Origin of the sequence: Faecousia intestinalis (assembly GCF_040096185.1) — a bacterium.
Classification (GTDB): domain Bacteria; phylum Bacillota; class Clostridia; order Oscillospirales; family Oscillospiraceae; genus JAZOXB01.
The window spans coordinates 1-9,640 of record NZ_JBBMFF010000095.1; the positions used below are offsets into that span (position 1 = coordinate 1).

General features: G+C 65.9%; 8 protein-coding genes. 7 read left to right on the plus strand and 1 reads right to left on the minus strand.

The genetic code is table 11. The annotated features are described in order from the left end of the window. Window positions 1–153 precede the first annotated feature (153 nt). From WMO66_RS01660 to WMO66_RS01680, 5 genes are all read left to right on the plus strand, one after another. Window positions 154–1,053: a DnaD domain protein gene (locus tag WMO66_RS01660; RefSeq protein ID WP_349134675.1), complete on the plus strand. Its 900-nt coding sequence runs from the start codon at window positions 154–156 to the stop codon at window positions 1,051–1,053. 1 nt (window position 1,054) lies between these two features. Continuing rightward, window positions 1,055–2,032, plus strand: coding sequence for an ATP-binding protein (locus WMO66_RS01665; protein WP_349134676.1), 978 nt, complete (start codon window positions 1,055–1,057; stop codon window positions 2,030–2,032). A 171-nt stretch (window positions 2,033–2,203) separates the two neighbouring features. Beyond that, complete coding sequence (locus WMO66_RS01670; RefSeq protein WP_349134677.1) at window positions 2,204–3,172, plus strand: SpoIVB peptidase S55 domain-containing protein; 969 nt, start codon at window positions 2,204–2,206, stop codon at window positions 3,170–3,172. 351 nt (window positions 3,173–3,523) lie between these two features. After that, the gene (locus WMO66_RS01675; RefSeq protein ID WP_349134678.1) at window positions 3,524–4,084 is read left to right on the plus strand and encodes a sigma-70 family RNA polymerase sigma factor; all 561 of its coding nucleotides are present in this window, start codon (window positions 3,524–3,526) and stop codon (window positions 4,082–4,084) included. Further along, entirely contained in the window at window positions 4,081–5,091 is a 1,011-nt protein-coding gene (locus tag WMO66_RS01680) for a hypothetical protein (RefSeq protein ID WP_349134679.1), read from the plus strand. Before WMO66_RS01675 ends, WMO66_RS01680 begins: the two co-directional genes overlap by 4 nt. Before the next feature lie 60 nt (window positions 5,092–5,151). Here WMO66_RS01680 and WMO66_RS01685 read toward each other — a convergent pair whose 3' ends face one another. Beyond that, on the minus strand, window positions 5,152–5,877 hold the full coding sequence (locus WMO66_RS01685; RefSeq protein ID WP_349134680.1) for an amino acid kinase family protein: 726 nt from the start codon (window positions 5,875–5,877) through the stop codon (window positions 5,152–5,154). Between the two features lie 121 nt (window positions 5,878–5,998). Between WMO66_RS01685 and WMO66_RS01690 the strand changes: the two genes are divergently transcribed. After that, window positions 5,999–6,877, plus strand: a complete 879-nt coding sequence (locus WMO66_RS01690) for an energy-coupling factor transporter transmembrane component T (protein WP_349134681.1) — start codon at window positions 5,999–6,001, stop codon at window positions 6,875–6,877. Continuing rightward, complete coding sequence (locus WMO66_RS01695) at window positions 6,850–9,441, plus strand: ATP-binding cassette domain-containing protein (RefSeq protein WP_349134682.1); 2,592 nt, start codon at window positions 6,850–6,852, stop codon at window positions 9,439–9,441. The genes WMO66_RS01690 and WMO66_RS01695 overlap by 28 nt, the downstream gene beginning before the upstream one ends. Window positions 9,442–9,640: the final 199 nt, after the last annotated feature.

Sequence of the window (9,640 nt, forward strand, 5' to 3'; positions counted from 1 at the left end):
GAACGCGAAAGGACACCCTGACGGTTTCCTTTCACACTTTTCTTCCCTCCGAAACTTTTGGCTTGGCAGGTTTTTTGGCAGTCTGGCTTGCCGCTTTCCCGGAACTGTGGTATAATCATCTCGAAATTTTTGTTGTACGGAGTATGAAGCACCATGCCGGGAATCACCCTAACCGAAGAAGAGGTCCGCAAGCTCACCTCCTGCGGCAATCCGGATGCCGCAGTTTTATTTTTATACCGCAAGGCAGAACTGCCGCGCGAAACGGCGCTGGCTGCCCTGCACTTCACCGTCCCGCGCATGGTCGGCGCGACGGACACGCTGCGCCAGCTGGGCCTGTGGCAGGAGGAGCGCCCGGTGCATCCCACGCCGGAGCGCCCGCAGTACACCGAAGAGGACCTGAAGCGCGAGCAGCAGGCGGGCGACGGCCGCTTCCGCAATCTCGTCGGCGAGGCGCAGCGCCGTCTCGGCCGCACGCTCTCCACGGAGGAGCTGAAGATCCTGCTCTCGCTCATCGATTATCTCCGCCTGCCGACGGAGGTCGTGGGCGTGCTGCTCTATTACTGTCTGGAGCGCAGCCGCCGCCGCGATTCGCGCGCGCCGTCCATGCGCGCCATTGAAAAAGAGGCCTACCGCTGGGCGGATGAGGGCATCGACACGCTGGAGACTGCCTCGTTCTACGTGCAGCAGCAGCTGCGGCTCCACACCCGTGTGCAGCAGCTGCGCCAGCTGCTGCAGATCGACCAGCGCCGCCTGACTCCCGCGGAGGAGAAATATCTGGTCTCGTGGATCCGGATGGGCTTCCGCGACGACACGATCCGCATGGCCTATGAGCGCACCTGTCTGAACACCGGGGCACTCAAATGGGCGTACATGAATTCCATTCTGACAAGCTGGCACGAGCAGAACCTGCACACGCCGGAGGAAATTCTCGCCGGGGACGCCCCGCGCAAGCCGGAGCAGCGCCGCGCCAGCGCCTATCAGCAGCATGACGCCGCGCTGAGCCCACTGGCGCAGGAGGCCGTGGCCCGCATGCTGGCAGAGGAGGACGATTGAGATGGCATACAGCGAACAGGTGCTCCATCGCGCCCGCGCACGGCTGGAGCAGGCCAAGGCGGAGCGCGAGCAGGAGAACGCCGCCCACAGAGCGGACGCCTATGCCCGCTATCCCCGTCTGGCCGAGATCGACAACGAGCTGCGCCGCACCATGGCCGAGCTGATGGCCGCGGCCCTGCAGCGCGGCGAGGACCCGTCGCAGGCCGTCGCCGCCGTCCGGGAAAAGAATCTCGCGCTCCAGCGGGAGCGGAGCTGGATCCTCGAGGCCGGGGATTTTGACGACGGCTATCTGGACGACACGCCCGTGTGCGCCAAGTGCGGCGGGCGCGGCTATGTCGGCGCGCAGATGTGCTCGTGCCTGCGCGAGCTGTGCCGGCAGGAGCAGAAAAAGGAGCTGACGAGCCTGCTCGGCAGCGGGCGGGAAACGTTTGAAAATTTCCGGCTCGACCTCTATCCCGCCGAGTATTCCGAGAGCGTGCGCACCAGTCCCCGTGCCCTCATGCAGCGGAATTTCAACCACTGCCGGAAGTATGCGCAGAATTTCACGATGCAGTCCGGGAACATGCTGTTCTCCGGCGCAACGGGCCTCGGCAAGACGTTCCTGTCCGCCTGCATCGCGCGCACGGTGGCCGACCGCGGCTACAGCGTCGTATACGACACGGCCATTCACCTGTTTTCCGATTTTGAAGCGGAAAAATTTGGCATGTCGCAGGAGGAAAACCGCGGGCTTTCCCAGCGCTACCTGCAGTGCGACCTGCTCATCATCGACGACCTTGGCACGGAAATGACGACGCAGTTCGTCTGCTCCGCCCTGTACCATGTGGTAAACACCCGCCTGATGGAATCGCGCCCGACGATCATCTCCACGAATCTGACGCCGGAGCAGCTGTCCGTGCGCTATTCCCCGCAGATCGCCTCGCGCCTGCTCGGCACCTATCGCCTGATCCAGTTCGTCGGGCAGGATATCCGGCGGCTTTAACATTTTGAAATTTCTATCCGCACAGGATAAAAACGGTCCGGCCGTGTCTGCAGAGTCCTGCAGCGCGGCCGGTCGCATTTTTTAACAAGGGAATTCCGCCGGGATTTTCTAAGCCGTTTCTTCGATTTCCGCGCCATATTAACAGCGAGAAAAACGCGGGAGGACGAAATAATGAATCGAATTTTCAAGCAATTGGCAGCCGTCCTGCTGGCGCTCGTGCTTCTGGCGGGCACGGCGCTGGCGGCGCTGCCGGATAGGCTCATCCCCGGCGGGCAGGCCATCGGCCTGCAGCTGCAGACGGACGGCGTTTCCATCGTGGAGCTGGCGCAGGACAACCCCTGCGCGCGGGAGGCGGGCCTACGCCGCGGTGACGTCATCCGCGCCATTGACGGCGAGCGGGTCAGCACAGTCCGGCAGGTCACGGCAGCCGTCTCCGCCTCGGGCGGGCAGGCGCTGACCATCCGCTATGAGCGCGGCGGCAAGGCAGCCGAAACGGCCGTGCAGCCCCAGAGAACCGCGGACGGCTGGCGGCTGGGCGTGTTTGTCCGTGACAGCATCACCGGCATCGGCACCGTCACCTATTATGACCCGGAGAACGGCACGTTCGGCGCGCTCGGCCACGGTGTCTGCGACAGCAGCGCCCTGCTCCCGCTGCGCAGCGGCCTTGCCCTGCCCGCCGCCGTCACATCGGTCACGCGCGGCGAGGTCGGAACGCCCGGCGCGCTGCACGGGGCTGTGACGGGGCGCAGCCCATGCGGAACGATCCGCAGCAACACGGAGCGCGGCATTTTCGGCACCATGGCGCCGCCGCAGGACGCTTCCCCGCTGCCCACGGCCGCCGCCGCGCAGGTCCACACCGGCAGCGCGACGATCCTCTCCAACGTTTCCGGCACGGAGACGCGCGAATATGCCGTGCAGATCGTCTCCGTCGAGCCGGATGAGCCGCAGGGGCGCAATCTCCGGCTGGCCGTTACGGACGACGCGCTGCTGGCACAGACCGGCGGCATCGTGCAGGGCATGAGCGGCAGCCCCATCCTGCAGGACGGGCGGCTCGTCGGCGCGGTCACGCATGTTCTGGTCAATGAGCCGGCGGCGGGCTACGGCATCCTGATCGAAAATATGCTGGCCGCAGCAGGGTAGCATAAAAAGAACGTAAAACAGATGGCTGCCGGACTGCAAAGGATTCTTGCAGCCTGTTGCAGGAATCCTTTTCAAAGGCCTTTCTGCTGCGGCAAGCTGCAGGTATGAACGGGGATTGTGGCGTTTTTCCTGCATGATACGCGTTACAGCCTGAACCGTCTGTCAGCGGCAGACGGTTTCTTTTTCTTTTTCTGCAGAAAACAGCATGGACGCAGCTGCCGGATTTCGATACAATGTGTGAAAAAAATCGGGTTAACTCCCTATTCCCAACGAAACCATCCCGCAGATTTTCCGTCTGCATAAACAGAATGCTTCTGCAGCCGCAGAGGCGCGGCAGGAGGCACGAGACCTATGGGCGACGACGAGATTTTGCAGCTGTTCTACCACCGGGTAGAATACGCCATCAGCGCGGTGGAGGAAAAATACGGCAGGCTCTGCCGCTCCGTTGCGCGCGGCATCCTGAAGGATGAGCGCGACGTGGAGGAGTGCGTAAACGACACCTGCATGCGCGCATGGAACGCCATCCCGCCGGAAAAGCCGCGCTCGCTCGAGGCCTATCTTGTGCGCATCACGCGCAACCTGGCGCTCGACCGCTATGCCTATCATCACTCGCAGAAGCGCGAGACCGCGCTGACGGAGGCCTATGAGGAGCTGGAGGCCTGCCTGCCGCTGGCAAAGGACGGCCCGGAGGAGGCCGCCATGGTGCAGGAGCTGCAGCGCACACTCAATGATTTTCTGCGCGCACAGCCAGAGGATGCCCGGCGGTTTTTCCTGCGGCGCTACTGGTACGGCGAGAGCATCGCCGAGATCGCCGAGGCCTGCGGCGCAAGCTCCGGGCGCATCCGCAGCTCGCTGTTCCGCACCCGCGCACGGCTCCGCAGGAGGCTTGAAGAGGAAGGAGTATTTCTATGAAGCAGGATGATCGGTTTTTCCGCCTGATGCACGCCGTGGACGACGATCTGCTCGAGGAGGCCATGCAGCCGGTGCGCCGCCGCAGGCACGTCTGGATCCCGCTTGCGGCCGCGGCCTGCCTGTGCATCGCCGCCGCGCTGGCTGCCGTGCCGCTGCTGCGCGCTCCGGCCCGGCAGGATGTGCAGCCGGACGGCACGCAGAAGCAGTCCGGCACGAGCGCAACGGAGGCAGCTGTACCCTCCTCCGTCACAACCGATGCAAAGGCGATCATGGACCTCGGCTATACGCTGGCCGTCCCGGCGGATTCGCAGGACGTGGTCTATTCTCTGGTCCCGACGGATTCCGACATTCCCATGGCGCAGGTATGCTATGTGAGCAGCGGGATCAGATATACGGCGCGCTCCCTGAAGACGGACTCCGCCGCCGATCTGACCGGTTCATCGGCAAACTGGACGCAGGAGCTGTCCTGGAGCGACGCCGGTCTTGCCATGGACCTGCGCACGGACGGTGAGGAGAGCTGGGTTGGCTGGTATGCCGGAAGCACGGGAACACAGTGGGCGCTCGGTGCCGAGGATTCGGCGCAGAGCGTGCTGCATAGCGCCTGCGGCATTCTGAAAACACTGGGCTACGATGTCGTCGTCGCCCCGGAGGATGCGGAGAACGTGACCTACAGCGTTCTGGAGATCGACGGGCAGACCGTGGCGGAGACGGCGTTCACGCTGGACGGCATTTCCTACCGCTGGCACGTCGGCACGGGTGACTCGGAGGACCCGGAACGTCTGGTAGACCTCTCCGGCTCAGAGCGCGTCTATCCGCACACGGTGGAGACGACCATCCGCTGGTGCCGGGCCGAGCTTTCGGACGATCCCGGCAATGCGGGCTGCAAGCTCATCTGGATCGATATCGCGCCGGGACTTGCCTACAGCCTTGAGACGGACGGCACGGTACCGCCCGAAGCGCTGCAGGAGCTGGCAGAGTCGCTGTTTGTCCCCGCGCAGGGAGAATAAATAACGGGTTATTAACGAACCATTTGGGGCTTGCTGCGGTGTTCGCAGCAAGCCCGTTTTTTATCCGACGATCGTCCCAGGCGCGTCTGAGAACGCAGAGCAGACCTCCAGCACGACGTGCTCCCGGCGCGCCAGCTCCACGCAGCGGTCATGCAGCACGCGCGCTCCGCCGCGGGCCAGCAGAAGCATATCATCATAGGAGATGCGGCCGTATTTCACGGCGTCGGGATGCAGGCGCGGGTCGCGGTCATAGACACCGTCGACATCCGTATAAATGCGGCAGAGATCGGCGTGCAGGAAGGCCGCCAGCGCGACCGCCGTCGTATCGGAGCCGCCGCGGCCGAGCGTCGTGATATCCCCGGCGGCGTCCACGCCCTGAAAGCCCGCTGCCAGCACGACGCGCCCGGCCCGCAGCTCCCGCTCGATGCGGTCGCCGCGCAGGCCCAGCACCCGGGCGCTGCCGTGGCTGCCGTCCGTCTGCAGGCCCATCTGCCAGCCGCACAGGCTCACAGCCGGGACGCCGAGACGCGCCAGCGCCAGCGCGCACAGGCTGACGGAGACCTGCTCGCCCGTGGACAGCAGGCTGTCCGCCTCCCGCCCGGCGCAGTCCGGGTCGATCTCCCGCCCGCGTGCAAGCAGGGCATCCGTTGCGCCTGCCTGCGCCGAGAGCACGGCGACGACCTCGTCCCCGGCGCGGTGGGCCGCGGCGATGCGCCGTGCCGCGCGGTACAGCCGCCGTGTGTCGCCGACGGACGTGCCGCCGAACTTATAAATGACACGAGCCAAGAAAATTCCTCCTTTCCCGCTGCATTCTATGCCGCCGCGACACGCGCTGCCACGAAATGAGTTTACTTCCGACCTGTTTTGTGGTAAACTTATCAAAGTGTTTTTTGTGAGGTGAGAGCCAGTGCGCTCCGGCTTTGCGCGCCTGCATCCGCTGGTGGACCTGACGTTCTTCGTGCTGGTGCTTGCGTTTGCCATGTTTCTATCCCATCCGGCCGTGCAGCTTGCGGGGCTGGTGTGCGCGGCGCTGTTCGCCCTGCGCTGCACCGGTCGGGGCTTCGGCCGCCGGATGGCCATGCTGCTGCCGCTGATGCTGCTGGCGGCGGTCGTCAATCCGCTCGTATCCCATCAGGGCGTGACCGTCCTGTTCCGTTTCCCTTCCGGAAACGCCTGCACGCTGGAATCCGTGCTCTACGGCATCTCCGCCGCCGTGCGGCTCGGCACGGCCGTGCTCTGGTTCATGGGGTGGAACGCCGTGATGACGTCCGATAAATTTGTCTATCTGTTCGGCAGGATCCTGCCGTCGCTGTCCCTGACGCTGTCCATGGGCCTGCGCTTCGTGCCGCGCCTGCTGCGGCGCACGCGCGAGGTCGCACAGGCGCAGAAGCTGGCCCGGCCCGCGGAGCGCGGCTGGCTGGCGGGCATCCGCCGCGCCGGTCGCGTCGTGTCCATCGTGGTCACCTGGGCACTGGAAAATGCCCTCGACACGGCGGACTCCATGAAGAGCCGCGGCTACGGTCTGCCGAAGCGAACGGCGTTTTCCCTGTTCCGCTTTACCCTGCGGGACGGCATCTGTCTCGGCGTGCTGGCCACGCTGGGCGGGATCGTTCTGGCCGGGAGCCTGACCGGCGGGCTGAAATGGTGGTACTACCCCGCGCCCGGCGGCGCGGCCGGTGTACAGGCCGCGGTCTGGACGGCAGCCTTCACGCTGCTGGCCGCATTTCCCCTGATCTTTGACGCAAAGGAGGCGATCCAATGGCGGGCATCACGGTCTCGCACCTGAGCTTTACCTATCCGCAGGAGACGGTCTCTGCCCTGCAGGACGTCTCGTTTTCCGTGGAGGAGGGCGAGTTCCTCACGCTTATTGGCCCGTCCGGCGGCGGCAAATCGACGCTGCTGCGCGCGCTGAAGCCCGCGCTGACGCCGCACGGCAGCTTTACGGGCGAGATCTCCTTCTTCGGCGAGCCGCTTTCCGCTCTCGATGCACGGCGGCAGGCCGCCGAGATCGGCTTTGTGCTGCAGAAGCCGGACGACCAGATCGTCACGGACCGTGTGTGGCACGAGCTGGCCTTCGGCATGGAGAGCCTTGGCTTTTCCACGCCGGTCATCCGCCGCCGCGTGGCGGAGATGGCGAGCTTTTTCGGCATTGAGGAGTGGTTCTCCCGCCCGGTGGAGGCCCTGTCCGGCGGGCAGAAGCAGCTTCTGAATCTGGCCTCCGTCATGGCGCTGCAGCCGCGCGTACTGCTGCTCGACGAGCCGACATCCCAGCTCGACCCCATTGCGGCCGCCGATTTTCTGAACGCCGTGGCGCGCATCCGCCGCGAGCTCGGCACAACGGTCATCCTGAGCGAGCACCGGCTGGAGGAAGCCCTGCCGCTGTGCGACCGCGTGCTGGCGCTGGAGCAGACCGTTCTGGCCCACGGCACGCCGCAGGAGGTCAGCCGCGCCCTGCGCGCGGCAAAAAGCCCCGTTTATTTCTCCATGCCGACGCCGGTACGCGTCAGCGGCTCCGTCGGTGCGGACAAGTGCCCCGTGACCGTGACGGAGGGGCGGCAGTGGCTGGCGGGCTACGCCGCCGCGCACCCGCTGGCAGACGTTCCGCCGCGCAGGCTCCGCCCCGCCGGAGAGGAGCTGCTCGGCCTGAAGGACGTCTGGTTCCGCTATGAAAAGGACGGCGAGGACGTGCTGCAGGACCTGAGCTGCAGCTTTGCCCGCGGCCAGCTGACTGCCCTGCTCGGCGGCAACGGCAGCGGCAAGACGACGACGCTGAGCCTGCTGGCCGGTCTGCGCCGCCCGCTGCGCGGCAAGCGCTTCTGCCGGACCGAGCGCATCGGCCTTCTGCCGCAGGACCCGCAGATGCTCTTTGACCGCGCCACGGTCCGTGATGAGCTGCGGGAGCAGCTCGCCTCCCTGCCGGAGGCGGAGCAGGCGCGGCGCATGCAGGAAATGGCCTGCTTCTGCCGTCTGGAGGGCCTGCTGGACCGGCATCCCTACGATCTTTCCGGCGGCGAACAGCAGCGCGCCGCGCTGGCCAAGCTGCTGCTGGCCGGGCCGGAGCTTCTGCTGCTCGACGAGCCGACAAAGGGCATGGACGCGCAGGTCAAGCGCGAGCTGGCCGCGATCCTGAACGGTCTGCTGGAGCAGGGCGCGACGGTCGTCATGGTCAGCCACGACGTTGAATTCTGCGCGCAGTATGCCGACCGCTGCCTTCTGATGTTTGACGGCTCCATCGCGGCCGAGGGCGGCCCGACGGACTTCTTCGCCGGGAACCACTTCTATACGACGGCCGCGAACCGCATGGCCCGCCGCCTGCTGCCGCAGGCCGTGACGTGCGAGGAGCTGATCGCCGCCTGCGGCGGCACGGAGACCCCGCCCCCGGAGCGGCGTGAGCCGCCCGCAGCCCCGCCGAAGGACCTGCTGCACCCGCCGGAGGCCAAGCCGCTGCCGCACTGGCGCAGCCTCGGCGCGCTCGGGCTGCTCGGCTGCGTCGTCACGCTGTTCCTGCAGCTGACGCACAAAATCTCGATCCCGTTTCTGGCTGCCGTGCCGCAGGGCGCGCTGTGCGTGGGGCTGGCGGTCCTTCTCGTCGGCGCGATGCTGCTCGTCTCGCGCAGGACGGGCCGCGCCTCGGAGGCAGGCCCGCGCAGGCATTTGACCAAGCGGACGTGGGTCTCGCTCGGCGTGATCGCACTGGCTGTTCCCGCGACGATCCTCTGCGGCGTGTATCTGCTGGGCGACCGGAAATATCTGTTCATCTCGCTGCTCGTGCTGCTGGAGGTCATGCTGCCGTTCGCCCTGCTGTTCGAGCGGCGCGGCCCGACGGCGCGAGAGCTCGTGCTGCTGGCCGTGCTCTCGGCCCTGTGCGTGGCCGGGCGCGCGGCGTTCTCCGCCCTGCCGCAGTTCAAGCCGGTGCTGGCCCTTGTCATCGTCAGCGGCGTGGCCCTCGGCGGCGAGGCGGGCTTCCTTACGGGGGCGCTTGCCATGCTGCTGTCGAACGTCATGTACGGGCAGGGGCCGTGGACGCCGTGGCAGATGTTCGCCATGGGCCTGTGCGGTTTTCTGGCGGGCGTGCTGTACCGCCGCGGGCTGCTGCGGCGCGGCCGCGTGAGCCTGTGCATCTACGGCGCGCTGTCTGCCCTTCTGATCTACGGCGTGCTGATGAACGTCTCGTCCGCCCTGCTGTGGCAGAGCCCGGTGAGCTGGGCCACGATCGGGGCCTATCTGCTCTCCGGCTTCCCGGTGGACTGCGTCCACGCCGCGGCGACGGTCTGCTTCCTGTGGCTGTTCGGTGAGCCGATGCTCGAAAAGCTCGACCGCATCAAGGTCAAATACGGTCTTCTCGCCTAGCTTTATGCGGGTCATTATTATGTTCTTTCGGGCTGCGCCGCACAATTGATCGAGAGCATTCGCCGAGAGATTTTTGGTCGAGCCAAGGTTTGGGAAGTGCAGGCGTACTTTGTGTGCCCGCGAGGGGCATGCCGCATCCGTAAGGCGGCAGAGCCGCCAACGGCTGCGCAATACTCCAAACTTTCCGAACCGATGGATC

Excerpts from the sequence above, each read along its gene's own strand:
- WMO66_RS01675 (WP_349134678.1), top strand. The coding sequence starts at position 3,524 with ATGGGCGACGACGAGATTTTGCAGCTGTTCTACCACCGGGTAGAATAC.
- WMO66_RS01680 (WP_349134679.1), top strand. The coding sequence starts at position 4,081 with ATGAAGCAGGATGATCGGTTTTTCCGCCTGATGCACGCCGTGGACGAC.
- WMO66_RS01695 (WP_349134682.1), top strand. The coding sequence starts at position 6,850 with ATGGCGGGCATCACGGTCTCGCACCTGAGCTTTACCTATCCGCAGGAG.
- WMO66_RS01665 (WP_349134676.1), top strand. The coding sequence starts at position 1,055 with ATGGCATACAGCGAACAGGTGCTCCATCGCGCCCGCGCACGGCTGGAG.
- WMO66_RS01660 (WP_349134675.1), top strand. The coding sequence starts at position 154 with ATGCCGGGAATCACCCTAACCGAAGAAGAGGTCCGCAAGCTCACCTCC.
- WMO66_RS01670 (WP_349134677.1), top strand. The coding sequence starts at position 2,204 with ATGAATCGAATTTTCAAGCAATTGGCAGCCGTCCTGCTGGCGCTCGTG.